We start from the raw sequence: 26,483 nt of genomic DNA, 5'->3' as shown, positions 1-26,483 counted from the left end.
GCATAGACAGTAACTAGAATACTGCCTATGCTTTTTTTGTGCCTGCTCCTTTATCCTCGTTTTTTTAACATCGTTTTTTTAACACTTTCTTTTTTCAGTCGTTTTTTGTGATAGCAAGGCTTTATGTCATCAAACTGTCATATTTATTTGGCACAATCTCCTTATTAACCGCAGAGCATCATTTCAGCAAACCCCAGAAAACCATTGTCATTGTTATTTATAAATGCTTGATACTCAAAATTGATTAATTTTAGGAGAAATAATGCGTTATTCATTCATGGCAGTAGCAATCGCTAGCACTTTGACATTAGCCGCTTGTAACCAAACGACTAGCAACAACGAGAGCGATAAAACCGACGAAGCAGCCACAACAGCACCATCAAACACTGCTGTGAGTAGCGACGCTAGTGCTAGCTCAGCTGAAAGTGCATCGATGAGTATTACCGGTGCTGGTGCTTCTTTTCCACAGCCTATCTATGCTAAGTGGTCAGATGCCTACAATAAAGCCACAGGTGGTCAAGTGAACTATCAGTCTATTGGCTCATCAGGTGGTATCAAACAAATCGTTGCTAAGACCGTAGATTTTGGGGCATCTGATGCGCCGATGACACCAGAAGAGTTGAACGAAGCCGGTCTGATACAGTTCCCAAGCGTCATCGGTGGCGTGGTACCTATTGTTAATATCGATGGTATTGAGCCCGGTCAGTTAAAGCTCGATGGCAAAATGCTTGCTGATATTTATCTGGGTAAAATCAGTAAATGGAACGACCCTGCAATCGCGGCTATGAATCCTGAACTTAAATTACCAGACGCTGCCATTACCACGGTGTTTCGCTCAGATGGTTCTGGTACAACCTTTAACTTCACTGATTATTTAGCCAAAGTGTCAAGCGATTGGAATGACAGTGTAGGCGTCGATAAGACCGTCAAATGGCCAACGTCGGCTACCGGTGCGGGTGGTAAAGGTAATGAAGGTGTGTCGAGCTATGTCACGCGTATGAAAAACTCTATCGGCTATGTTGAATATGCTTACGCTAAGCAAAACGGTATGGCACACGTCGCCCTGAAAAATGCTGCGGGCAATGTCGTACAACCTTCTGCCAAAACCTTTGCAGCAGCAGGTGACATCGATTGGTCACAGCAAGAAGGCTTTTATAAAGTCATTACCAACTCTGAAACAGCACAAGCTTGGCCAATCGCCGCGGCCACTTTTATCTTAGTACATAAGCAGCCACAAGATGCCAAACAAGTCGCTGGTGTATTGAAGTTCTTTGACTGGGCTTATGCGCAAGGTGATGACGACGCTATGGCGCTTGATTACGTACCGTTCTCTGATACTGCAGTTGCCTTATTCAAAGCAAAATGGAGTGAGGTCAAAGGCAGCGACGGTCAACCTGTCTATAAGCCTGCACAGTAACCTGTTTATGCTAGTGATTGCATAATCACTGTCGAGCCAACCTCTCAAACCACTATTCTCCGGTAGGGGTTTGAGAGGTTTTATCACAGAAAATTTAAAGATTTTTTTAAGTTTGTTGTGATAAAACCTCTTTTACTATTTTGACTTGATTCTATTCAACGCTGAGACACTTATGAATGATTTAAGGTCCCAACTGGCTAAACAAAAACGTTACGATGCTATCTTTGTCAATGCGACTAAAGCATTTGCAATCTTGGTGCTATTGTCACTTGGTGGCATCCTGCTCTCATTAATCGTGGGCGCTTGGCCCAGTATCACTGAATTTGGACTGGGATTTTATACCAGCAATAACTGGGATACAGTGAACGATCAATATGGGGCACTTGCACCTATTTACGGTACGATTGTCACCTCCCTTATTGCAATCGCTATTGCTGTGCCAGTGAGCTTTGGTATTGCTATCTTTTTGACCGAACTGTGCCCTAACTTCTTAAAAAAGCCATTGGGCATCGCCATTGAGCTGTTGGCAGGTATTCCTTCTATTATCTATGGCATGTGGGGTTTGTTTGTCTTTGCGCCGTATTTTAGCGAACACATTCAGCCATGGTTGATTGAAAACATCGGTCCTCTGCCTATTATCGGGCAAGTATTCACTGGTGCACCGATGGGGCTTGGTATGTTTACCGCCTCCTTGGTACTAGCAATTATGATTATTCCTTTTATTGCCGCCACCATGCGGGATGTTTTTTCTGTGGTACCTGATTTATTAAAAGAATCTGCGTATGGCATGGGTGCGACGACGTGGGAAGTGATGTTCAAAATCATCTTACCTTATACTAAAGCTGGCGTGGTCGGTGGTGTGATTTTAGGGCTTGGACGCGCATTGGGCGAGACGATGGCTGTGACTTTCTTAATCGGTAATGCCTTTAATATCAGCCCAAGTCTGTTTACCTCTGGAGTAACGATTACCTCTGCGCTCGCTAATGAATTTGCCGAAGCATCAAGTGAATTGCATTTGGCATCACTACTACATTTGGGTTTAATCCTATTTGTTATTACCTTTATTGTCTTGTCCATCTCTAAGCTAATGCTGATGCGTATCGACCAAAAAGCCGGTCACTAAGTAGCGCCAATATCTTGTTCTAAAGCAAGTATGTTAATAAACCACTTAACCCAATCCTTCGACCAACAAAGGACAAACGCCTAATGACTTTAGCGACTGTCACGACTGATAACGACCAAACCAGCCAGCCGACTTCACGCTTTGAAGACCGCTACAACAAGCGTTTATATCATAAGCGTCGCCTGATCAATAGATTGGGGCTTGGTTTTGCCATCTCAGCCATCGCTTTTGGTTTATTCTGGCTGACATGGATTTTGCTGACGCTTTTTGTTGAGGGTTTTCAAGGGTTAATCGAGATGCCGGTATTTATGGCAGATACACCACCGCCTATGGGCGACGGCGGTTTACGTAATGCTATTATTGGTTCATTGATGATCGCCTTGTTAGGTCTCGCGATTGGTACGCCGATTGGAATGATGGCGGGCATCTATTTAGCGGAGTTCTCACAAGGCAGCTTGTTGGGTAAAGTTACTCGCTTTTTAAACGATATCTTGCTGTCAGCGCCCTCTATCGTGATTGGTCTTTTTGTTTATGCATTGATGGTGAAAGGTCAAAGCTTCTCCGGCTGGGCTGGTGCAGTTGCGCTTGCTTTGATTGTGATTCCAATTGTCGTGCGCACCACTGAGAATATGCTCAATCTGGTACCAAATACTTTACGTGAAGCGGCCTATGCACTCGGTACGCCAAAGTGGAAGCTGATCAGCACGGTCACGCTTAAAGCGGCTAAAGCAGGTCTGACTACAGGGGTGCTATTGGCATTTGCCCGTATCACTGGCGAGACCGCGCCGTTACTATTTACTGCGTTAAACAATCAGTATTTCAGCACTGATATGAGCCAACCGATGGCAAACTTACCGAACACTATTTATCAGTTTGCCATGAGCCCTTATGACAACTGGCATGCATTGGCATGGGCGGCAGCATTACTGATTACCATGACAGTACTGATAGTCAATATTCTCGCACGCTTTATTGGCGGTAAAGATCATACAAGATAGCTGATTTAAGAATTGACTAAGCAGCCAATTTATAGCGCACGTTTAGCACTTATGTTCAGCACCTATATTGACAACATTCTAAAATAATTGGATATGATGATGACAGACTTACTAGAAAGAAAAGCGGTTAAGCAAGAGAATAAGCAAAACGTCAGCCAACGTGGTTTATTTGGTCAATCATTTTCCAATATAGATCAAGGAAGTCAGAAGCATCAAGGGCAGCAGCCTGACAGTGCCTTTTTGACTCAGCAAACATTAGCAGATATCCCTCAGCATATGCCGCCTGCCAAGATGAGTATTCGAGATCTCAATTTCTATTATGGTGACTTTCAAGCGCTAAAAAATATCAATATTGATATTCCAGACAAAAAAGTGACTGCCTTTATCGGGCCTTCAGGTTGCGGTAAATCCACACTATTACGTACGTTTAATCGTATGTATGATCTATATCCCGGTATGCGTGCAGAAGGTAATATCAACCTCGATGGCAAAAATATCTTGGGCAAAGACATCGATGTGAACTTGCTACGCGCACAAGTCGGCATGGTCTTTCAAAAACCGACGCCATTTCCAATGTCCATCTATGACAACGTGGCATTTGGCGTACGCCTCTACGAGAAGCTAAGCAAAGCTGAGATGGATAATCGTGTCGAATGGGCACTCAAAAAGGCAGCTTTATGGCTTGAGGTAAAAGACAAACTTCGTGCATCAGGATTGTCGTTATCCGGTGGCCAACAACAACGTCTTTGTATCGCTCGCGGTGTAGCGACAAAACCTGAAGTACTGCTCCTAGATGAGCCAACCTCAGCGCTCGACCCTATCTCGACAGGCGCGATTGAAGAGCTCATTACCGATTTAAAAAACGACTATACGATTGCTATCGTGACCCACAATATGCAGCAAGCGGCACGCGTCTCTGACTATACCGCCTATATGTATTTAGGCGATATGGTAGAGATGGGTGAGACGGATCAGATATTTACCAACCCCGCTCAAAAGGCGACTGAAGACTATATTACTGGTCGCTATGGTTAAAACAGTTTGTATAAATATAGTCAGTCCTAAATACAATAAGTACAAATATTATAACGCGCTACTAGGATAAATTTTTCTTGCTTGCTGTGCCTACGCAGACAGAGGCGGCGCAAAACTTATCCCAGTAGCACTGTGTTTGATTTGTAGTGGATTGACTATAGATATATTTTTTATGCTTATATCCTATTTAAATCTACAAGAATAAGGAAGCCGCCATGCTTATAACGCAAAAACATTTATCAAAGGGTTTTGATAATGACTTACATGATGTGATTGAGCTGTTTATGCAAATGGGTTACATGGCAGCAGAGCAAGTCATGGTTGCAACCCGCGCTTTGATAGCTGCAGATGAAGCGACCGCGAAAAAAGTGATTGCAGACGACCAGCTGATTAATCAGCTAGATATTAAAATCGATGAGCAAATCATTTTGTTAGTCACCAAGCGCCAACCCGCAGCAAATGACTTGCGTTTAGTGATGGCGGTTAGCAAAGGTATCGTTGACTTTGAACGTGTGGGTGATGAAGCCGAAAAAATCGCTCGTATGGCCTGCAAATTAATTAAAGACGGCGCTTCTCCAAGAGGATATTCAGAGGTTCAGCATTTATCCAATAAGGTGCACGTGATGCTACTTGATGCGATTGACGCCTTCTCGCATATGAATCCTCAGCAGGCATTTTCGGTATTGCAAAGTGATGTGGCGGTCAATGAAGAGTATCAATCTGCCACTCGAGCCTTGCTGACCTATATTATGGAAGACAGCCGCCACGTGTCCAGAGTGATGAATATACTTTGGGTATTGCGCGCCCTAGAACGTGTGGGCGATCATGCTAAAAACATTGCTGAGCTGGTTATTTTTTGCACCAGCGGCAAAGATGTGCGGCATACAAATTTTATGCAAGTGGAAAAAATCATCCAGCAAACCACGGATGCTGGTAGTAATAAATAACATTTTAAATAGCATTTTCTTTATCGCACATGATGGTCCGTTTAAAACATAGTCCGTTCAAAATAAAAAAGACACGCTTTTAGTAATGCGATACTGCTATAAATTTAACCATCAATCAACCAGCCCTGCGCGGTGGCAAATTCAATCTGCCGTGCCTGCCACTCATAAATACTCGGAAAGCTGTCTTTAATAAAGGTATGCGCGCCAGCTACTTGCGAGCGCGTAACGTTAGACTCTATCCACGTTTTTCCGTTGGTATTTAAATTAAGCAAAAATGGCAACAAGCGATCAACCACTTTCAGCAGCTGGGTTTCTTTGCTGTTGCCGGTCTCCTGTTCTTCCCAAATCTCATTTAAATCTTTAATGCCATTACCAGACTCAGCTTGTAAGCGCGCAATGCCAGCTCGCTCTTCAACGTGCGCATCACGACGGGTATCAGCATATAAAAAAGTATCGCCCGCATCAATCTCACCCAAATCATGCACCAGTGCCATCTTAAGCAATTTTTCATGATTGACGTCCAACTCAAACAATTCAGCGATTGACCAACATGCCATAGCGAGATGCCAAGAATGCTCGGCTGAGTTTTCTAGACGAGTCGTACCCGTCACGTAACTGCGGCGATTTACCCGTTTAAGCGCATCAAGCTCTAGCAAGAAATGAGTGACATGATCTATGTCAATTTTTGAGGCAAGCGTTGGGTTAGTGAATGACATGGAATTAGCTGATGACATAAGTTTTCTCTTAAATTTTCTACTAAGGTATAGTGCTTCATTCTACCTTTACGCATAAGCAATTATTATACATTTTATAAACGCTATAAAAGAAGACGCTAACCTATCGTTAATTAGCGTTACCATAAAAATAAAATAGCGCTTATGTTAGTAAGCGCTATCTGCTCTAAATTGAGTAAAAAGACTATTTAATCAAGTTACTAATGGTTTTGAACGCAGGGTCTTTGCTACTACGGCAAAGCTCAAACAGAATGGTTTCAACCGTGGTAATCACCCCGCCAGCACGGCGAATACGGCGAATTGCTTGCTTTTTATCATACGGAAAACGCGAACCGACGGCATCACCAATAATAACCGGCTGCATACCGTTATCAAGCAAATCAAGCGCGGTTTGTAGCACGCAGACATGTGCTTCTACACCGAATAATAAAATGATGCTTCGATTCTGCTGCGCAAGATGATTCCATGAATCGTCATTGTCGCAGGCACTAAAGGTGACTTTTTCAAAACCTTTGGCATTATCGCCTTCTAGTAACTCACAAATTTCAGGCAATGTCTCGCCTAAGCCCTTTTTATATTGCTCATTAAGCATAATGGGAACGTCAAGCGCTTGCAGACCTTTAATCAAAGTCGTTATTTTTTTGAGAATATTTTCATGATCATAGATATGCGGAGTCAGACGTTCTTGGACGTCGATTATCATCGCTTGGGTATTTTCACGGTCAATACGGTAGGTACGATCAGTAATCATGGTGGACATAGTACACTCCTTGTACGGCTGAAGCTGACGGCTCTAAACTGATTTAGAATGAATATCAGACTTAAAATTATAATGATTAATTACTCTCTTATTTAGTCACAGTTTAGCGAATGCGTCAATGGAGATAAGCGATAGTAACAACTTATGACCTTTTTATTCTAAGTAAACCACTATGATTCATAAATACAAAAACCCCCAGTTATGATAACTAGGGGTTCATATTAGAGCGCTTAACTATTTTAAAATTATTGCAATACTATAAGCTTAAACACGCTCAATAATAGTCGCGATACCTTGACCAAGACCGATACACATCGTTGCTAGACCGATTTCAGTATCTGATTGCTCCATGGCATTTAGCAAAGTAACCGTGATACGAGCACCTGAACAACCTAGTGGATGTCCTAATGCAATCGCGCCACCGTTGATGTTGACGATGTCTTGCTTATCCGTCAAGTTCAATGCTTTTAGTACTGATAGACCTTGCGCTGCGAACGCTTCGTTTAGCTCGATGGTTTGCATATCATCGATGCTCATGCCAGCACGTTTAAGTGCTTTTTGCGTCGCAGGTACTGGACCGTAGCCCATGATAGCGGCATCACAACCAGCAATTGCCATGCTACGAATGCGAGCACGTGGCTTTAGACCTAGTTCTTTGGCTTTTTGCGCGCTCATAATTAGCATCGCTGACGCACCGTCAGATAATGCAGATGAGGTAGCAGCAGTCACCGTACCGCCTACTGGATCAAAGGCTGGACGTAGATTTTGCATTTGCTCCATCGTCGCGTCTGGGCGAATCACTTCATCGACGGTACATAGTTGCAAGCGACCAGCAGCATCATGACCTTCGATACCGATGATTTCATTGTCAAAACGACCTTCAGTGGTCGCAGCCCATGCACGGCGATGTGACTCAAGACCGAAGGCATCTTGCTCTTCACGGGTGATGCCATTCATACGACCCAGCATTTCAGCGGTCAAGCCCATCATGTTTGAAGCTTTTGCATAGTGCTTTGATGCTTCAGGGTTAAGATCAACGCCATGCATCATGCCGACGTGACCCATGTGCTCTACACCACCGATGATGAACACATCACCTTGGTTGGTCATGATTTGGGCAGCGGCAGTGTGTAGCGCCTGCATAGAAGAACCACATAGACGGTTAACGGTTTGACCACCAGCAGTCTTTGGAATACCAGCCAGCAGACCGATGTTACGACCGATGTTTAGACCTTGCTCTAGCGTTTGGTTGACACAACCCCAGATGATGTCTTCAACGTCGCGTGGATCGAAATCGTTACGTTCAACCAATGCACGTACCAATTCAGCAGACATGCTATCAGCGCGAACATGACGGAACATACCGTTTTTGGTTTTACCCATCGCTGAGCGTACGCCATCTACGATGACCACGTCTTTTGGACTTAAAATTGTCATACTATCTTCCTTTTCAATTTTTATTGTCAGTGGCAGTACTGTAATGCTCGCCTATCTAACTTAGAAGGTTATTGATAATAAATAAATTACCAATCATCTTATCGAGCATGTGTACTGCACTTCATCCTAGTAATGACTGCCTATTACGCGGTAGCGTAAAAGGTCTCGCCTGCTGCTGCCATATCGCGAATTTTTTGCGGGGCTTCATAGGCTTTGCCAAGGTATGCGTATTTTTCACACAATGCCAAGTAGTTATCTAGACCCATTTGGTCTATATAACGGCAAGGTCCACCGCGGAATGGCGGGAAACCAACGCCCATAATCATCGCCATATCGGCTTCTGACGGCGTGCTGACGATATTGTCTTCTAGGCAACGTACAGTTTCATTACAGAAAGCTAGCATGGTGCGGTCGATGATCGCTTGATCTTCAAACGTTTGCTTGTCGCTATCAGTCGTGGTTTTTAATAATTCATAAGTGGCTTCATCAGCAACTTTCTTTGGCTTGCCGCGTTTGTCCATTTCATACTTGTAGAAACCAACGCCGTTTTTCTGACCTAAGCGTTTGTTTTCATATAAAAGCTCGATAGCGCCTTTATAGTCAGGCTTCATGCGGTCAGGGAAACCTTCTGCCATCACTTCAGCACCGTGTACGCCAGTATCCAAACCAACGACGTCAATTAGATAGGCAGGACCCATCGGCCAGCCGAATTTTTCCATGACTTTATCAACATGGACGAAATCAGCGCCTTGCTTAAGCAGCAAATCAAAGGCACCAAAATATGGGAACAATACACGGTTTACCAAGAAACCTGGGCAGTCATTCACGACGACAGGTACTTTACCCATTTTTGTGGCCAAAGCAACGGTCGTTGAAATAGCTTCCTCAGAAGATTTTTCACCGCGAATAACTTCTACTAGTGGCATACGGTTTACTGGGTTGAAAAAATGCATACCAACGAAGTTTTCTGGACGCTCAAGCGCTTCAGCTAAGAAAGTAATAGAAATCGTTGAAGTGTTTGACGCTAGGATACAATCGTCTTTTACTAGACCTTCTACTTCTTTAAGAACCGCACGCTTCACGTTTGGATTTTCTACGACTGCTTCGATGACGATATCAGTTTCAGCAAAATCGCCATAGTTTAGCGTTGGACGGATACGGCTTAACGTTTCACCCATTTTTGCTGGGGTCATTTTGCCGCGATCGACCATTTTGCCAAGTAACTTGCTGGCTTCACCCATACCAAGGTCTAATTGCTCAGACTTGATGTCTTTCATGATGATTGGCAAGCCTTTGCTGGCTGCTTGATAAGCGATACCGCCGCCCATGATACCAGCGCCTAGTACTGCCGCTTCATTGATTTCATGTGCTTTTTTGCTGTGCTGTTTGGCTAACTTTTTAACCAATTGGTCGCTTAAGAATAAACCAACCAAGCTTTCTGCTTGTGGGGTTTTCGCCGCTTTTGCAAAACCTGCCGCTTCTACTTCAATCGCTTTATCACGTGGTAAGTTAACGTGTTTTTCGATAGCAGCGATAGCTAGTGCTGGCGCAGGATATTGCTTAGGATTGGCTTTGGCAAAAATCATACCTTTTGCGCTGTTAAATGCCATCGCTTGTTCAAGCTGATTTAGCTTAACAGGAACGAGCTTTTCTTCACGCTTCGCTTGCCAATCAAGCTCACCTGAGATACATTTTTTGACCAAATCAATGGCAGCATCTTGCAAGTCATCAGCAGCAACAGTCGCATCAACCAAGCCTAGTTTTAGTGCATCGAGTGCTTTCTTTGGTGTGCCAGTCGCAATCAGCTCAAGCGCATTATCAATACCAATGACACGCGTACTACGAACCGTACCACCAAAGCCTGGGAAGATACCCAATTGAGTTTCTGGTAAACCGATGATGGCTTTGTCGCTCATGACGCGGTATTCACAAACCAAAGTCATCTCACAACCACCGCCAAGCGCTGCGCCATTGATAGCAGCTACTTTCGGGAAAGGCAAATCTTCAAAGCGATTGAAGGCGTCATTGATATTAATAACCCAATCTTTGATTTCTTCTTCTGATTGCTTAAAAGAAGCCACAAACTCTGTGATGTCCGCCCCAGCGATAAAGACGCCTTTGCTTGACGTGACGATTAAGCCTTTAATGTCATCCGCTTTTTCTAACGCATTAACGACTTCAGCAAACTGCTTATTGGTCTCAGTGTCAAACTTGTTCACGCTCTCATTTTCGGCGTTGTATTGCATGTTGGCGATGCCATCCTCTAGCATTGTCACCGTGATGCGATTTCCTTGGTATACCATTTGGAACTCCTTGCTATATAACGAAAGCTACGTTTTAAAATTAAAATAAATAGCCAGTTATTGTTAGAAAAATGGGTAATAGCACCGCTAATCTGCCCTTTCATCCTAATCAACAATAATGACGTCATTGTGATAATGGTGATAAAAGTAAGCCAAATTAAACGGTGAAGATATCTTTATTATCTAGCGCTTATGCCTGTACCTTTATAGCTATGTACTGGTGTTCTATGTACTTATATTATATTACTACTATTGTAGCTATTGACTGAGATTTGGTTTTATAGTCGTTTTTCGATTGATAAATGGTGTAAAACCTCAGTTATCAATCGCTAGACCAATTTCACGCCAATTAGTGTAGGGGATTATGCCCCCGACTGTCACAAGCTAATACCATACTCGCAAGTCACTCTTAAATCCACAGCAGCCCTTTACCTGACTAGCAATCTGCCTTAAGTGATTGTTTGTATACTGGAATCAGACCGTGGTGATTAACCTTTAAATGCAGCCTCTTATCAAAACATATTTAACCACTAAGTTAAATCGCCAATGCGTAACGAGGGCTTGTTGCATTATTTCATGCCGTTTTTCATATTAAGCTTTCTGCTTTTGATATCAAACCTTCTATTTTTAATATACAACTTTAAAAAATACATTAGGGATTATGCATGTGGCATAAGGAATATAATCTATCATGTTACACTAACGATATTTTTATTATTCACCTGATAGAAGGTTGGGTTATGTCTGTTTCTTCTACGTCGAGCGTTGTTCCCATTAGCTTTATCCCTTTTAATAGCACAGAGCAGTTTCACCATGAGGTGCGCGCGCAATTAGCCAAAGATATCGAAGTGTTATTTGATTATGCTGAGCTGCCAAGCCCGCTGCTTGACGCTTGCCGCTACGTAATGACAGGTACAGGTAAATTGGTACGTCCACTACTGGTTGCCAGCGCTTTTTCCAGCACTTATAGCCATAATGACACAATCACCGATAAAGACAATGCCTTGGCATCTTTGTTAGAAAACGACTCAGATTATGATATGTGCCGCCGTGCAGCGTTGGCGGTGGAGCTGCTGCATACTTATTCGCTGGTGCATGATGACTTGCCATGTATGGACGATGACGAGCTGCGCCGTGGTCAGCCAACTGCTCATATCGTCTTTGAAGAATCAACCGCCCTGCTCGCTGGTGACGTACTACAGACGCTAGCCTTTGAAGTATTGACTGCGGAGCTGCCAACCTTTGCGCCTTTTGATTCCGCTATCGCAAGTCAGTTATTTGCTATCTTTGCCCCGCGTGCACGGCGCATGGTATCGGGTCAAATGCTCGATCTGAATGCTGAAGCCAGTAACGACATCACACGAGATGATTTAGAAGCCATTCACCGTGATAAAACCGGCGCATTAATTGAAGCGGCGATGTTGATGGGCGGCATTTGCGCTGGCGCGACGGCTCCGCAGCGTATGGCATTACAAGAGTGCGCCCAACACATTGGTCTGGCCTTTCAAGTTCAAGACGATATCTTAGATGTCACTACTAGCACGGATACGCTTGGCAAGCCTGCGGGTAGCGACGAAAAACTGGACAAATCTACCTATGTAAAATTGATGGGTGTCAATAATGCGACAAGCTATGCGCAATCACTATTTGATGACGGGCGTGCAGCCATTTCTCGTGAACTTGATGACAGCTCAGACACTGATGCGCTGATGGCACTTATCGAATGGCTTTGGGCACGTAAGAAATAGCTAAATAAGGAATAAGCTTAGAAACAACAAGCCCAATCTTTTAATCATTGAAAACAGCAAAGGGTGATCAACATGGATAGTGCCCCTACTCCGCGTATTTACCTCGGTACTGGCGGTTATAGCGATACCGATTTGCTCGGTACGCTTTATCCAACGGGTACCAAAAAAACGGACTTCTTACGTGAATACGCCAAGCAATATGGCGCAGTTGAGATTAATAGTACTTTTTATGCACCCATTGGACAAAAAGCCTTTGCTGGTATGGTCGATAAAGCCTATGTGCAGGCAGACAGTGAATTGAAATTTGCCGTCAAACTGCATCAAGACTTTACTCATGCGCGTAAGGGCACTAGCGATCACGCGCAAGCGTTTTTAAATGCCCTATCCCCGCTTATCGAAACCAATGCTCTAGCGCCATTATTATTACAATTCCCACATGGCTTTGATCGTACTCGTGAGCATCGTCTTTATTTAGCAAATCTGGTCAGTTGGTTTCAGGACTACCCACTCGCTGTTGAGTTTCGTCATAACGGCTGGCATAACCCGCAAGTGGTCGATAGTTTTGTCAAACAAGGTCTGATTTGGTGTAGCGTCGATTATCCAAAAGTCAGTGGTCTACCACCGTCACGGCTAATATTTACCGAGCGCACCGGCTATCTGCGTATGCATGGTAATAATCTAAACTGGTGGGATGCGATGAGTGCGGCTGACCGTCATGATTATCGTTATAGCGAGGCGGAGATGCAGGACTGGGCACAGGCGATTGCCAATCAGCGTCAGCATTTTGATACGCTGTATATCTTCTTTCAAAATACGGTCAATGCGCATGCTTATTATAATATTGCGATGTTGAGAGAAGCGTTGAGTAAGTTTGGGTTTGAGGTGCTGTAGAGTATAGTTTGCGAAGTGCAACTCACCATTCAACGGCTAATTAAAACCACACCCTACAATAGCTAACAAATTAGTAAGTATATTACGGAAATCTCATATTTTTTAGCGAGGAATCAAGCTTGAGTACGGAAAAAACATTAAAAAAAGAGGAAAGTTTTAATAATCTATATAAGAAAATAGATGCAACTTCAAAAACAAGATTCAATGCATCTGACCGTCTGAGACTTCATAGCAAATATTCAACTTATACAGTTGTAATAATTTCTTTAGGATTAATTCTTATATCATTGATGCAAGCTTATAGCCTTGGAAAAAATATAAACAATGACTTAGTAACATTGATTCAGATTTTTTCGACCATCGCAGTATTAGTTTACTCACTTTTAATTGATAAAAATGATTACTCAAATTTATCTGAAAAAATGTATTCATGCGCAACACAGCTTGGTGAACTTAAACAAAAGATACATCCATTTCTAAATCAACCATATAGTCAAATATCTTATGATGGTTTTAGAGATTCATACTACAACATATTAAAACTATTTGAGACTCATTCGAATAACTATTCTAGTAGTGACCACATTAGAGCACGGCTTGTAATGCCCGAAAACTACACTATTAAAGGTATGGAATGGTGGTACTCTAAACTTCATATATATTGGACTCTATTCTTAGATTTCTTCTCTTACATATTGGTTATAGGCACTTTAGCTGTAGTACTGTATTGGGTTTCATTTGACTGGGTTTGGTTTTGGAATTGACTAGACCAAAAAACGTTAAAACATTGACTACGTCTATACAGACTCTTAACTCTGAATAAACAGTTATATTTTTAGAAAATACAACAAAAAAGGACGCCTCTCAGCGTCCTTTTTTCAAATCAAATACTTCCTCGTTAAAGATTACTCTTCAACACCAGCGTCTTGACCTTTATATTTTGCGTTTGCGTAGTCCCAGTTCACTAGCTTGTCTAGGAACGTGTCAACATAGTCAGGACGACGGTTACGATAATCGATGTAGTAAGCATGTTCCCATACGTCGCAAGTCAATACCGCGATTTGGTCATGTGCAAGTGGCGTGTCAGCGTTAGCAGTTTTGGCGATAGACAATTTGCCACCGACTTTATCAGCCACTAACCATGCCCAACCTGAACCAAACTGAGTCAATGCTGCGTTTTTGAACTCTTCACGGAACTTGTCATAGCTACCGAAGTCTTCTTCGATTTTCGCTTTCAAGTCACCAGTAGGTTCGCCACCGCCGTTAGTTGGCGTCATGCAATTCCAGTAGAACGTGTGGTTCCACACTTGGGCTGCTTGGTTAAACATACCTTGCTTGCTGTCATCTTTAGCCGTTGCTATGATGATTTCTGACAACGTTTTGTCTTCTAGACCAGAACCTGGTAGCAACTCGTTAAGCTTAGTCACGTATGCATTGTGATGCTTATCATGATGGAACTCTAAAGTTTCAGCACTGATGTGCGGTTCTAAAGCATCTTTTGCATATGGTAAGTCTGGTAAAGTAATCTTTGACATAGTTATTTTATCCTTGCTGTTTTAGCTGTTATTTTATGGAAACTGAATTTTACGCTATTTTTAACACGCAAAAAACCCTATAAAATAGCTGGCTAAATTGGCTGAGTTTATTGTTTGAAATGAATTTTATCGATTAATACATTGTATTGCTGAACACAGTATCACGTATTATTATGAATCCAAAATTAACTATTATTCTTTTCTTGCTCTTGGCTCAAAAGCCAAACACTTGACTTTGTCAGCCTTTATTAACCAAATATTCACAAGCTATAAGATATAATTCACTGTAGCTTGGCATCTATTATAGCAATAGTGGCGACAAATACCAGTTACCAAATGTTATGCACAGCGCAATCAGTATTGCTTGTGAACAGCAAACAAAAAAATTATAAAAATAGTACCTTAATATAAATCACTATTTTTTGTTTAGATCTAACGACACGACGGAATATTCTCTATGAGTGCTATCAATACACTACACACATCGCGACCCTTGACCCAATCTACATCTCACAAGCAATGGGTACTCGCCAGCAATAATAAAGGCAAGCTTGCTGAGTTCACAAGACTATTTTCGGAAGCAGATTTGGATGTGACAGTAATACCACAAGGACAGCTCGATATCGACGATGCGATTGAAGATGGCTTGAGTTTTATCGAAAATGCCATTATAAAAGCCCGTCATGCTAGCCGTATTAGTGGATTGCCTGCGATTGCCGACGATTCTGGACTTTGTGTGCCAGTATTGGGTAATGCACCCGGTATTTATTCGGCGCGCTATGCCGGTGAGCATGGTAACGATAGTAAGAATAATGAAAAGCTTATCGCTGACTTGCAGCCTATCCGCGCAGCACAGCCTGATACTGCTATTAAGAGCATGTTCGTTTGCGTACTAGCGATGGTGCGCCATGCTGATGATCCGCTACCAATTATCGCGCAAGGTTTATGGCACGGTGAGATTTTAGAGTTGCCACATGGTGAAGGTGGCTTTGGTTATGATCCACTGTTCTGGTTACCAGAGCTGCAGGCGACGGCTGCAACCCTCAGCGCTGCGGATAAAAATAGCATCAGCCATCGCGGTCAGGCGATCAAGCAGTTATTGGCGCAATTGCCTTTATAAGACGCTTATCTCTTGTAGTTATCCAATTTGATGCCATTTAATCCTCACATCAGTAAATCAGGCGTAGACATACAAGACGTACTTTAAATGAGATGACTGATATAGTAAATTGATACCGCGTAAACGACAAAACAGATAATTTTTACTTTAATAAACAGATAGATTATACTGTTCTACTTTTAAAATTTTGTTGAAAGCCGTTAATTGTCTGTATTATTCGCCAAAAAGCGTTATTATGCGACCTATTGACGGTTTATTATTGATATTTGATAGTATCGACTAAGATTAAACATGTCGTTTTTCAGAGCCAGCAGCGATTGCTAAAGGCATTGATTTGAGAATGACTTGCTATCACTATCCCCTATTTATTCCAACGGCAACCAGTCATAAACGCCCGTATTTTGAGGCATGGTTGTCTATTATTCAATCCTAAAGGTGTAATGATCATGGCTACAGATTTACAAGTCACAACCAACAAGCTATCTAACAAAGAAACTCAGTTAACGGTTAAAGTACCCGTTGAAAAGATTCAAAACAAAGTTGAAGGCCGTATTCGCCAAGTAGCGAAAACTGCCAAGATTGACGGTTTCCGTAAAGGTAACGTGCCTATGTCACATATCCGTTCACAGTACGGTGCTGGCATTCAACAAGAAGTGATCAACGACGTTATTCGTGATACCGTTTTTGAAGCGATCAAGTCTGAAGACATCCGCGCCGTTGGCATGCCGAATATCGACGACGTAAAACTTGAAGATGATTTCTTGGTTTATCAAGCCACTGTTGAAATCTTCCCAGAAGTTGATGTACAAGGTATCAATGAGATCGAAGTTGAGCGTCATACCGCCAAGGTTGATGAAGCTGATGTTGACACTATGATCGAAAACCTACAAAAACAACGTGAAGAATTCGTTGAGAAAAAAGGTAAAGCGGACAAAGGCAATCAAGTCACTTTTGACTTTGAAGGCTCTATCGATGGCGAGAAGTTCGAAGGCGGATCTGCTGAAGACTTCAAATTGGTTATCGGTAGCAATCAGATGATTCCTGGCTTTGAAGCAGGCATCAAAGGTATGAAAGCTGGCGAAGAAAAAACCATCGACGTGACTTTCCCAGAAGATTATCAAGCTGAAAACTTAGCGGGTAAAGAAGCTCAGTTCAAAATCAATGTAAAATTGGTTGAAAAATCTAAGCTACCAGAAATTGACGATGCATTCCTTGAGCTATTTGGTGTTAAAGAAGGCGGCGTTGAGAAGTTAAAAGATGACGTTCGCAAAAACATGGAACGCGAAATCAAAAATGCTGCTCGTAGCCAAGTAAAGCAAGCAACGTTTGATGCTTTGTTAGAAAAGAACGAGTTTGACGTACCTAATGCTATGCTAGAGCAAGAAATCGAGCGTCAACGCAACATGATGATGCAACGTTTTTCTCAGCAGTTCGGTGCGAATGCTGATAGCTTCGATAAAGACATGCTACCAAATGAGTTATTCGAAGAGCAAGCACTACGTGCGGCACGCCTTGGCATCATCGTTGCTCGCGTTATCGATACCAAAGGCTTAGAAGTTGACCAAGCTCGCGTTGAGACGTTCATCAAAGAAGCGGCTGAAAACTACGAAGATCCAAGTGAGGTAATCGAGTACTACACCACTGATAAGCAACAGCGCGCGAACATTGAGTCTGTTGTATTAGAAGACCAAGTGGTTGATTATCTAATCGAGCAAGGTAAAGTAACTGACAAAGAAGTTAGCTACCAAGACCTATTAGCTGCTCAGCAACAACAACAGCAAGCAATGTAATCTAGCTAAATCTTTGCCATTAACTGGTACTGACTGCTAAGATTGCTCTAAAAATGCCCTAACAAATTTGTTAGGGCATTTTTATTGGTGGCTTATATGCTATCTTTATGGCTAGATTATAGACAGCACCCTTGATAAGTACGCACAAACGCCCTATTAATAGGAAGTCATTTATCATTTGTCACATTAAAAAGTTACTATTACTCTGATAAAAAAGTTACCATTAGCTCAATTATTTTAAGCTAATAGCCTTTATTACCGCTATTTATCAACTATTGATGCGATACCCGTCTCATTTAGCGTAATAGGTTTTATTATAAACCGACAATGTTTACAATGATAAACACCAATAAAAATTTAACGATTTTCTACTTTTTATCTTCTATCTTTATAAACAGGATATTTTTATGACAGATTATGATCGCATCACTGCCAACCCGCATTTTGATATGCTGATGAGCGCACACACTACTGCCCAGAGCGCACAGTATAATCAAAGCGCAACCCAAGCAGCATTAGTCCCTATGGTAGTTGAGCAATCAGCTCGCGGCGAACGCTCGTTTGATATTTTCTCACGTCTACTACGTGAGCGCGTTATCTTTTTGACCGGTCAAGTTGAAGACCATATGGCCAATCTTATTGTGGCGCAGCTGCTATTTTTGGAAGCCGAAAACCCTGATAAAGACATTCATTTATATATCAACTCACCAGGCGGCTCGGTCAGTGCTGGTTTGGCCATTTTTGATACGATGAACTTTATCAAACCTGAAGTATCAACTATCTGTATGGGCGGTGCGTATAGCATGGGCTCATTCCTACTGGCTGCTGGTGAAAAAGGCAAACGCTATGCCTTAGCCAATGCTCGCGTCATGATTCATCAACCTTCAGGCGGCGCGCAAGGTCAAGCAACAGATATCGAAATCAATGCACGTGAAATCCTAAAAACTCGTGCGCGCTTAAACGAGATTTTGGCTGAGCGTACGGGTCAGCCAGTAGACAAAATTGAAAAAGACGTCGAGCGTGATTATTGGTTAGATGCTAAAGAAGCCAAAGAATATGGTCTGATCGATGAAGTATTAGAGCATCGCCCTGCTTCTTTATAATAGCCAGTCTATGAGCAGCTGTATCGATGTAGCTAGTAGCGCTGCTTATGCTTAAGTGCTCTATATTAGGCACTTAAGCGTTGATACACACATCAGAATATTTATAAGTATAAAATTTTAGGAGTGCCTGTATATGGCAGAAGATAACACCCCGCAGTGCTCGTTTTGCGGCAAAGAAAAAAGTGAAGTGAAGCAGCTGATTGCCGCTGACGATGCCAATATTTGTAATGAATGTATTGAGCTATGTACAGACCTTATCGCCGACAGTGACGAACATGGTGATGACGATAGCGATATTGATACCTCTTGGGTCAATAAAAAACTGCCAACACCAAAAGAATTGCGCGCCAAGCTTGATGAATACGTCATCGGTCAGGATGCTGCTAAGAAAGCTTTGGCTGTGGCCGTTTATAACCATTATAAGCGTCTAAAAGTTAGCCAAACTTTAGCCAATGATAGCAAAAAAGCTAAAATTGGGGCTGATGATGCAATGGTAGAATTGGCAAAGAGTAATATTTTACTGATTGGTCCAACAGGTTCTGGTAAGACTTTACTTGCGCAAACGCTAGCACGTCTACTTGATGTTCCTTTTGCGATGGCGGATGCCACGACTTTGACCGAAGCCGGTTATGTCGGTGAAGACGTTGAAAACATCGTACAAAAGCTATTACAAGCATCAGATTATGATGTTAGTAAAGCGGAGCAAGGCATCATCTATATTGATGAGATTGATAAAATCAGCAAAAAAGGTGATAACCCTTCTATCACGCGTGATGTGTCGGGTGAAGGCGTACAGCAAGCATTGCTAAAACTTATCGAAGGTACGGTCGCGGCTATTCCGCCACATGGTGGTCGTAAGCATCCGCAGCAAGAGTTGATCCAAGTCGATACCAGCAATATTTTGATTATCGTTGGCGGTGCGTTTGCCGGTCTTGATAAAGTCATTCAGCAGCGTACTGAAAAAACAGGCATTGGCTTCAATGCTGATGTCAGCTCAAAAGATGATAGTCGTCGTAGCTCAGAACTACTGCAACAAGTAGAGCCTGAAGATTTGATCAAGTTTGGACTTATTCCGGAGCTTATCGGTCGTCTTCCAGTACTTGCTGCGCTTACAGAGCTAGACGAAGATGCATTGGTTCAGATTTTGACGGAACCTAAGAACGCCTTGGTTAAGCAGTATAAGTATCTGTTTGATATGGAAGGCGCTGACATTACGTTTACCAAAGAAGCGCTTGATGCGATTGCTAAAAAAGCGATGGCACGCAAAACCGGTGCTCGTGGACTGCGCTCTATCGTTGAAAATGCTCTGTTAGAGACGATGTATGAGCTGCCTTCTATGAAGGATGCTAAGACTGTACTCGTTGATGAGCAAGTGATTAACGAAGGCAAGACGCCTGAAATTGCTTAACTGTTAACTTGCTACATCACTCGTTTGAATTAGCGAAAAGTTAGCTAAAATTTAAAAAAAGCGCTCAAACATGATCTATGTTTGAGCGCTTTTTTATGCTAAATACAAGGACTTCAGTTTAAAAGAAGCAACGAAATACTAATGTTATGGCTTCTGTTTTCAATTTTAAAACACTTTACGTATTTGTATTTGATACACTAATGTTACTAGCAACCTACCGCTTCATTCTCTGTTATATTTCAAGCGCTAGAGTTAGGCTGCTGAGCAACTAAGATTGCATCAAAGACTCGATATTACGTGTTATTTTTATGCTGTTCTAAAGATTATCCTTATTTTTACTGCTCTTAGCCTTTTACTGACACAAAATATCGAGTTAGTTTTACCATTATGGCACCTAAACTAGCATATAAATTTAAATTTCTATATTACTTTTTAAAATAAGGATATTCCTATGAAAACGCTCCCATATCCTAAGCGCTCCGTTTTGATAGCCACTGTGTTTGCCATTAGTGCTGTCGGTATTACTGGTTGTAGCGATCACACTGAAACCAAAGCCGTTGACCGTGTCGAAGAAGCGGCAGCATTGGCACGAGTAAAAGATCTCGAAGCACGCGCTGAAGTGATTAAAAGTAACATGCCAGCTGCCAATGACATGACTGCGACTGCAGGTGGCACTGATACGGCAAGTGGCAAGCCTACTATTAAGATGCCTGATGAATCTACGATTCCAGATGATGAGTTTGGTGCCGCTGTGCGTCGCGGCTTACAAATTGCCAATCACACTTATAAAGAGATGCCAAATAACGTTGGTAATCAGCTGAACTGTACCAGCTGTCACCTTGGCAATGGTTCAGAGGCTTATGCCGCGCCTTGGAACAATATGCCCAGTGTCTATCCTATCTATCGTACGCGCGCAGGTCGTGTCAATACGATACAAGAACGTATTAACGGCTGTTTTGAGCGTTCGATGAACGGTAAGGCACTTGATCTTGGTTCAGATGATATGAACGCGATGGTGGCTTACATGAGCTGGTTGTCACAAGACATGCCATTTGGCGTATCGCCTGAAGGTCGCGGTTTTGTCAAAGTGGATAAAAACCTCGAGCCAAACACTGACAATGGCAAAAAGCTATTTGCAGAGAAGTGTAGTGTTTGTCATGGTGCAACTGGTGAAGGTCAGTATAACGACGATGGCACCTACGTTTATCCTGCTGTCGCTGGTGAAAAGTCCTTCAATGATGGTGCTGGTATGGCACGTACCTATACGGCTGCGGCATTTATCAAAGGCAAAATGCCCTTTGGTCAAGGCAATACGTTAACTGACCAAGAAGCCGTCGATATTGCTGCTTACTTTACTCACTTGCCACGTCCAGTAAAAGCCAATAAAGACAAAGATTGGCCAAAAGGCGACGCCCCTAAAGATGTACGTCGCTAATTTAAAAACGTTATAAATGCTAGAAGAATGAAAAGCCCAGCTAACTTAGATAACTGGGCTTTTCGATTTTCCTGAGTTCTTCCTCAAATCTTACTTTTTAAGGAATGCTGCTTATTTTTTAATGAATGTTAAGGCAGTTTCATATCGCCATCGACCAACCAACCAAATCGGCGCATCATATAAGCCACCAGTCCAGCAATCACAGCGGGCAATATAAACATCAATAAAATAATCGCCGTCCATAATTGACCAGTACTCATAATCTCTTTTGACGCTTCAATCACGCCAAATACGCCAACCAGTCCTGCAGTTCCCATACCTGCGCCTGTAGCCGTACATGCTAGCTCAAAGCCGACGGTCGCTATCGGACCGACGATAGCACTTGCTATAACAGCCGGTAATAAAATAATGGGTTTTCTGAGCACATTGGGGATTTGTAGCATGCTAGTGCCCAAACCCTGAGACACCACCCCACTTATGCCGTTGTCCTTAAAGCTGGCGACGGCAAAGCCAATCATATGCGCTGCACAACCGACTACCGCTGCCCCGCCTGCGACCCCGCCAAGACCAATTGCAATGCAAATGGCCGCACTCGATGTCGGCATCGTTAGCAATATACCGACGACGACAGCGATTACGATTCCCATTAATAATGGCTGTAAAGTAGTTGCCGCTTGAATCCCTTGACCAATGGCATTGACCGCAGCAACAACAGGAGGATTGAGCAGCGCACATACGGCTAATGCCACCGCGCAGACCAGTAAAGGTACCAGTAGAATATCAAGCTTGGTCTTGCCTGCAACCCATGTACCAGCGCGATAGGCAAAAACTGACGCCAAATATGCACCGATTGGATTACCCGGTAGCGCAGCAAAGGTGGCCGGACCTGCTTCTTGAGCGATAAACAAATTCCCTGCCATTAATGCTTCAGAGTGAGCGCCCAACATACCAGCGACCAAACAGCTAAGCATTACCAAAGTTGGCGCTTTTAGATAATAAGCAATGCCGACACCGATGCCCGCGCCCATTAACACAGATGCCAATTTTCCGACAGCAATCAGTGCTGGCAGATTTAGCCAACCACCGATTTGCGAGATGATAAGACCCGCTATTAAGGTGACAAAAAGCCCCAATGCCATACCAGTAAATGCATCGATAAAGTATTTTTGAAAAAATGCTTTAAAATGACTGTGCGTGGTTACTGCTGAATTAGATACCGTCATAGCGATACTCTCGGTTAGTGTGGCAATAAAAAATTTCAATATAGTGGGTTAAGTTTAAAAAAATGCGCCGCTATTAGCAAAAAAAAACGTATAAAAAAAGCGCCACTGTGACGCTTTTTTCTAAACAATCAAATCAATCTAAAACTAACGACGTTGTTCAACGATAATAGAATCAATTCCGTTATTTTGCAGGCGCTGCTGAGCAGTAGCAACAGCTTGACGACTATTCATCGGGCGTGAAATCACCTGATAGATAGGCAAGCCATTACCAGTAGTGTTTTTGACGACTTTTGCATCAACACCTGCCATCAGTACTTGCGCACGGCGACGGTCGGCTTCATCAGCATCACCAAAACTGTTAATTTGTAAGATATACGTAGCAGCAGGCTTAGCAGCTTGAATACTTGCATTGCCAGCATTGGGTTTGTTTGCATTAGTACCCGGATTGCTTGTCGCTGGCGTACCATCGTAGGTCGCATCTTCTTCAATAATAACGATATCATCATTACCAGTAGCTGCGCCAGCATTTGGCGCACTGGTTGTACCTTCAGAAATACTACCCGTACCATCATTAGCACTAGGCACATTACTGTCAGTTTGATTGACTATCACATCCGGTTCAAAATCTATGATTTCACCCAGCTGGTCATTGTCGGTCTTGTCAAATTCTTCATCAGGGACGGTTGCCATTTCTTGATTGGGTAAAATATCATAGAATTCATAATCACCATTGTCAGCATCAGGATCCACTCGTTGCTGTATTTGCTTATTAGGATCTCCAGCCGTATCAGCGGGACTAAAATTAAACCATGGTGACAGATATAAGAATACCCCGATCATCAGCGTCAACACTGCACCAACAAACATCCATAATAAGCCTGACGCACTACTTGTTTTGCGCTTTTCAGTGGCACCTCTTGGTTTTTTGGCTAACATGGATCGCATTCTCCCTACTGAATCTATCTGTCATTATTGAATTATTACTATCAGTTGCCAGCTTTATTACATGCTAGACGGTGCAGACAGCCCTAATAGACCAAGCCCGTTACTGATAACTTGGCGTACTGCTTTAGATAAACGTAAACGAGCTTGCATCATCGCCATCTCATCGGCGCTTGGTGTCTCACCTGAAGTCAGGCTCACAGGCAAGATACGATTGCTGTCGTACCAACCATGGAATAACGCTGCCAACTCTTTAAGGTAATTAGTCAAGATGTGCGGCTCATAACCTGTCGCTGAGCGCATCAAGGTAGCAGGATAAGCAGCAAGCAGCTTAATCAACTCCTCTTCACTTGGTGCAACAAGTAATTCTTGCTGCGCCGCACCTATCGCATCATCCACACTTAAACCGCTGGCTTGTAGTTTTTCTAACACACGGCAAACACGGGCATGTGCATATTGAATGTAATAAACCAAGTTGTCTTTACTTTGCGATTTCGCAAGCTCCAAGTCAAAATCAACATGTACTTCAGGCTTACGCGCGACGTAATAAAAACGCGCTGCATCGTTGCCAACTTCGTGACGTAGCTCACGTAAGGTCACAAATTTACCAGAGCGTGATGACATTTGTACTTTTTCATTACCGCGCCATAATGCGACAAACTGCACCAACACTACATCTAAACGGTCGGCATCGATACCAAGCGCCAATAAAGCCGCTTTTACGCGCGGTACATAACCATGATGGTCTGCACCCCAAACGTTCACTACTTTGTCAAAACCGCGATCGAATTTATTTTTATGATAGGCGATATCAGAGGCAAAATAGGTGCTTTGCCCATTAGCGCGGCGTACGACACGGTCTTTTTCATCGCCAAAATCCGTCGACTTAAACCAGATATTGCCGTCTTTTTCGTAGAGATAGCCTTTGTCTTCTAAAATCTGTAAGACTGGCTCAATCTCACTATCAATCGATCTTTCGCTAAACCAGCATTCATAGCTTACACCGAAGTCATTCAGATCGTCTTTGATATCAGCCAAAATACTGCTTAATGCTGCATTTAGAAACAGCTCATAACCATTACCAAGTAAAGCTTTACTGTTGGCAATTAGACCATCGATATGGGCTTCTTTATCACCTGATAGCAGTACTTTTTCACCATCGGCATTTGTTTCGAACTGCGCATCTTCTGGCACGTTCTCGGCAATATCGGCGAAACGATGTACGTAAGTATCAGCATGCTGCGTCTTTAATGTCTGAGCAATATCACTGACATAGTCGCCTTGATAGCCGTTGACGGGGAAGGTGACCGTCTCACCATTGGTTTCTAGATAGCGCAAATAAGTACTGGTCGCTAAGATATCCATCTGGCGACCGGCATCATTGACATAGTACTCACGCGTGACATCATAGCCAATCGCCTCAAGCAAGTTTGATACGCTCATACCAAATGCAGCGCCGCGACCGTGACCAACGTGTAAGCTAGAAGTTGGGTTAGCAGAGACAAATTCGACCTGTATTTTTTGTCCGTCAAACTGCTTGCTTAAGCCAAAGCCATTTTGCAAATTAAAGATATCATCTAACACGGCAAACTTAGCTTCAGTATTCAAAAATACATTGATAAACCCTGGACCCGCGATTTCTATTTGGCGGATATCTTGATTCTCAGGCAATGCATTGACGATTTTTTCAGCCACTTGGCGCGGATTGGCTTTGGCAGCTTTGGCCGCAGTTAGGGCAATATTGCTGGCAAAATCACCATGGCTGGTATCTTTAGTACGCGTAATTTGGCTATTATTTTGCCAATCAGCTGGTAATTCGCCGTCATTTTTTAGGACTGCAATCGCACTGTCAAACAGTGAGGTAAGCGTATCGATTTGGGCTTGTGACATAGGACTATAAACTCGGATAAATAAACAATAAAAGTGGTGGTATATCAAATACGATAAAAAGATAAATAACCTGCAAATATAACAACCTTTACCTGCTATTGCACTATTTGAACCAAAAATAGCGATAAAATGCTATTTATAGCAAGGTGCTAGGGTTTATTTGACGTTTAGGGGTTATTATAATTGGCAGATAGCTTATAGGTCAGAGTTATTGTAGCGTTCCTGTTTCCCAAGGTTGATGAAACATTCATACCTAGCCTATTCCACGTTATAATAACGCCATTTATTGGCTACTTTCTCTTGATATCGTGATGCTTAAATACTTATTCAACTATTTATAAGTATTTCATTAAAAAGCAATAAAATAACGAACAGAGAACGTGGTACTTTATGACTTTATATATAGGATAAAATTATGTTTGCCATTGCTGCCAGTACCGTTACCAGTTGGGGGCTTTACATCTTATTGCCCATTTTTATTGCCTTTTTATTCTTTATCATTTGGGACTTATCAAAACAGTCTGGTGCTGGTCGCGCTGGTACATTTTGGATGTTTTTGGCACTTGGTGCCGGTTTCATCGGTTTTATCTTAAAAATATTGTTAGAAATGGCATTTACACGGTGGTTTATCTAAAAGCATTGAA

At 42.7% G+C, this 26,483-nt stretch carries 22 protein-coding genes; 14 read left to right on the top strand and 8 right to left on the bottom strand.

What is annotated here, in order from left to right; translation table 11 throughout:
- Positions 1–262 precede the first annotated feature (262 nt).
- From pstS to phoU, 5 genes are all read left to right on the top strand, one after another.
- Complete coding sequence (gene pstS, locus FQ083_RS11845; protein ID WP_149409984.1) at positions 263–1,417, top strand: phosphate ABC transporter substrate-binding protein PstS; 1,155 nt, start codon at positions 263–265, stop codon at positions 1,415–1,417.
- A gap of 172 nt (positions 1,418–1,589) precedes the next feature.
- On the top strand, positions 1,590–2,540 hold the full coding sequence (gene pstC / locus FQ083_RS11840; RefSeq protein ID WP_011514530.1) for a phosphate ABC transporter permease subunit PstC: 951 nt from the start codon (positions 1,590–1,592) through the stop codon (positions 2,538–2,540).
- Positions 2,541–2,623: 83 nt separating this feature from the next.
- Positions 2,624–3,538 (top strand): phosphate ABC transporter permease PstA, encoded by a 915-nt coding sequence (gene pstA, locus FQ083_RS11835; protein WP_149409983.1) that lies wholly within the window; start codon positions 2,624–2,626, stop codon positions 3,536–3,538.
- Between the two features lie 99 nt (positions 3,539–3,637).
- Positions 3,638–4,573 (top strand): phosphate ABC transporter ATP-binding protein PstB, encoded by a 936-nt coding sequence (pstB, locus tag FQ083_RS11830; protein ID WP_149409982.1) that lies wholly within the window; start codon positions 3,638–3,640, stop codon positions 4,571–4,573.
- A gap of 215 nt (positions 4,574–4,788) precedes the next feature.
- Positions 4,789–5,520, top strand: a complete 732-nt coding sequence (gene phoU, locus FQ083_RS11825) for a phosphate signaling complex protein PhoU (protein ID WP_149409981.1) — start codon at positions 4,789–4,791, stop codon at positions 5,518–5,520.
- A gap of 104 nt (positions 5,521–5,624) precedes the next feature.
- Here the strand turns inward: phoU and FQ083_RS11820 are convergent, their stop codons facing one another.
- The 4 genes from FQ083_RS11820 to fadB all read right to left on the bottom strand — a co-directional run bounded on the left by FQ083_RS11820 (position 5,625) and on the right by fadB (position 10,754).
- Positions 5,625–6,254 (bottom strand): HD domain-containing protein, encoded by a 630-nt coding sequence (locus FQ083_RS11820; RefSeq protein ID WP_149409980.1) that lies wholly within the window; start codon positions 6,252–6,254, stop codon positions 5,625–5,627.
- Positions 6,255–6,438: 184 nt separating this feature from the next.
- On the bottom strand, positions 6,439–7,014 hold the full coding sequence (locus tag FQ083_RS11815) for an isochorismatase family protein (RefSeq protein WP_011514535.1): 576 nt from the start codon (positions 7,012–7,014) through the stop codon (positions 6,439–6,441).
- A 264-nt stretch (positions 7,015–7,278) separates the two neighbouring features.
- Positions 7,279–8,451 (bottom strand): acetyl-CoA C-acyltransferase FadA, encoded by a 1,173-nt coding sequence (fadA, locus tag FQ083_RS11810; protein ID WP_149409979.1) that lies wholly within the window; start codon positions 8,449–8,451, stop codon positions 7,279–7,281.
- Positions 8,452–8,594: 143 nt separating this feature from the next.
- On the bottom strand, positions 8,595–10,754 hold the full coding sequence (gene fadB, locus FQ083_RS11805; protein WP_149409978.1) for a fatty acid oxidation complex subunit alpha FadB: 2,160 nt from the start codon (positions 10,752–10,754) through the stop codon (positions 8,595–8,597).
- Positions 10,755–11,494: 740 nt separating this feature from the next.
- Between fadB and FQ083_RS11800 the strand changes: the two genes are divergently transcribed.
- The 3 genes from FQ083_RS11800 (at position 11,495) to FQ083_RS11790 (ending at position 14,157) form a co-directional block, all read left to right on the top strand.
- Positions 11,495–12,502 carry a polyprenyl synthetase family protein gene (locus tag FQ083_RS11800; protein WP_149409977.1) on the top strand — a complete coding sequence of 336 codons (1,008 nt, stop codon included), beginning with the start codon at positions 11,495–11,497 and terminating at the stop codon, positions 12,500–12,502.
- A gap of 72 nt (positions 12,503–12,574) precedes the next feature.
- Positions 12,575–13,393 carry a DUF72 domain-containing protein gene (locus FQ083_RS11795; RefSeq protein WP_020444351.1) on the top strand — a complete coding sequence of 273 codons (819 nt, stop codon included), beginning with the start codon at positions 12,575–12,577 and terminating at the stop codon, positions 13,391–13,393.
- A 119-nt stretch (positions 13,394–13,512) separates the two neighbouring features.
- Positions 13,513–14,157 (top strand): SLATT domain-containing protein, encoded by a 645-nt coding sequence (locus FQ083_RS11790; protein WP_149409976.1) that lies wholly within the window; start codon positions 13,513–13,515, stop codon positions 14,155–14,157.
- A gap of 141 nt (positions 14,158–14,298) precedes the next feature.
- On the opposite strand, the gene FQ083_RS11785 is transcribed toward FQ083_RS11790, so the two are convergent.
- Complete coding sequence (locus FQ083_RS11785) at positions 14,299–14,928, bottom strand: superoxide dismutase (protein ID WP_011514541.1); 630 nt, start codon at positions 14,926–14,928, stop codon at positions 14,299–14,301.
- Positions 14,929–15,385: 457 nt separating this feature from the next.
- Here FQ083_RS11785 and rdgB point away from each other — a divergent pair, with 457 nt between their 5' ends.
- The 5 genes from rdgB to FQ083_RS11760 all read left to right on the top strand — a co-directional run bounded on the left by rdgB (position 15,386) and on the right by FQ083_RS11760 (position 21,784).
- Complete coding sequence (gene rdgB / locus FQ083_RS11780) at positions 15,386–16,048, top strand: RdgB/HAM1 family non-canonical purine NTP pyrophosphatase (protein ID WP_227673072.1); 663 nt, start codon at positions 15,386–15,388, stop codon at positions 16,046–16,048.
- A gap of 446 nt (positions 16,049–16,494) precedes the next feature.
- A complete protein-coding gene (gene tig, locus FQ083_RS11775; RefSeq protein ID WP_011514543.1) occupies positions 16,495–17,838 on the top strand; it encodes a trigger factor in 1,344 nt (447 codons plus the stop codon).
- Between the two features lie 407 nt (positions 17,839–18,245).
- Positions 18,246–18,941 (top strand): ATP-dependent Clp endopeptidase proteolytic subunit ClpP, encoded by a 696-nt coding sequence (gene clpP, locus FQ083_RS11770; protein ID WP_149409975.1) that lies wholly within the window; start codon positions 18,246–18,248, stop codon positions 18,939–18,941.
- A 133-nt stretch (positions 18,942–19,074) separates the two neighbouring features.
- Positions 19,075–20,349, top strand: coding sequence for an ATP-dependent protease ATP-binding subunit ClpX (gene clpX / locus FQ083_RS11765; protein WP_020444354.1), 1,275 nt, complete (start codon positions 19,075–19,077; stop codon positions 20,347–20,349).
- A 451-nt stretch (positions 20,350–20,800) separates the two neighbouring features.
- Positions 20,801–21,784, top strand: a complete 984-nt coding sequence (locus FQ083_RS11760) for a c-type cytochrome (RefSeq protein WP_149409974.1) — start codon at positions 20,801–20,803, stop codon at positions 21,782–21,784.
- A gap of 128 nt (positions 21,785–21,912) precedes the next feature.
- On the opposite strand, the gene FQ083_RS11755 is transcribed toward FQ083_RS11760, so the two are convergent.
- From FQ083_RS11755 to argS, 3 genes are all read right to left on the bottom strand, one after another.
- Complete coding sequence (locus tag FQ083_RS11755; protein ID WP_149409973.1) at positions 21,913–23,007, bottom strand: PTS transporter subunit IIC; 1,095 nt, start codon at positions 23,005–23,007, stop codon at positions 21,913–21,915.
- 144 nt (positions 23,008–23,151) lie between these two features.
- The gene (locus FQ083_RS11750) at positions 23,152–23,943 is read right to left on the bottom strand and encodes an SPOR domain-containing protein (protein ID WP_020444357.1); all 792 of its coding nucleotides are present in this window, start codon (positions 23,941–23,943) and stop codon (positions 23,152–23,154) included.
- Between the two features lie 66 nt (positions 23,944–24,009).
- On the bottom strand, positions 24,010–25,839 hold the full coding sequence (gene argS / locus FQ083_RS11745) for an arginine--tRNA ligase (protein ID WP_149409972.1): 1,830 nt from the start codon (positions 25,837–25,839) through the stop codon (positions 24,010–24,012).
- Positions 25,840–26,254: 415 nt separating this feature from the next.
- Between argS and FQ083_RS11740 the strand changes: the two genes are divergently transcribed.
- Positions 26,255–26,473: a DUF2788 domain-containing protein gene (locus FQ083_RS11740; RefSeq protein WP_020444359.1), complete on the top strand. Its 219-nt coding sequence runs from the start codon at positions 26,255–26,257 to the stop codon at positions 26,471–26,473.
- The last annotated feature ends 10 nt before the right edge of the window (positions 26,474–26,483 follow it).

It is taken from the genome of Psychrobacter sp. ANT_H59 (genome assembly GCF_008369225.1).
Taxonomy (GTDB): domain Bacteria; phylum Pseudomonadota; class Gammaproteobacteria; order Pseudomonadales; family Moraxellaceae; genus Psychrobacter; species Psychrobacter cryohalolentis.
This window is presented reverse-complemented; position numbering and strand designations above follow the sequence as displayed.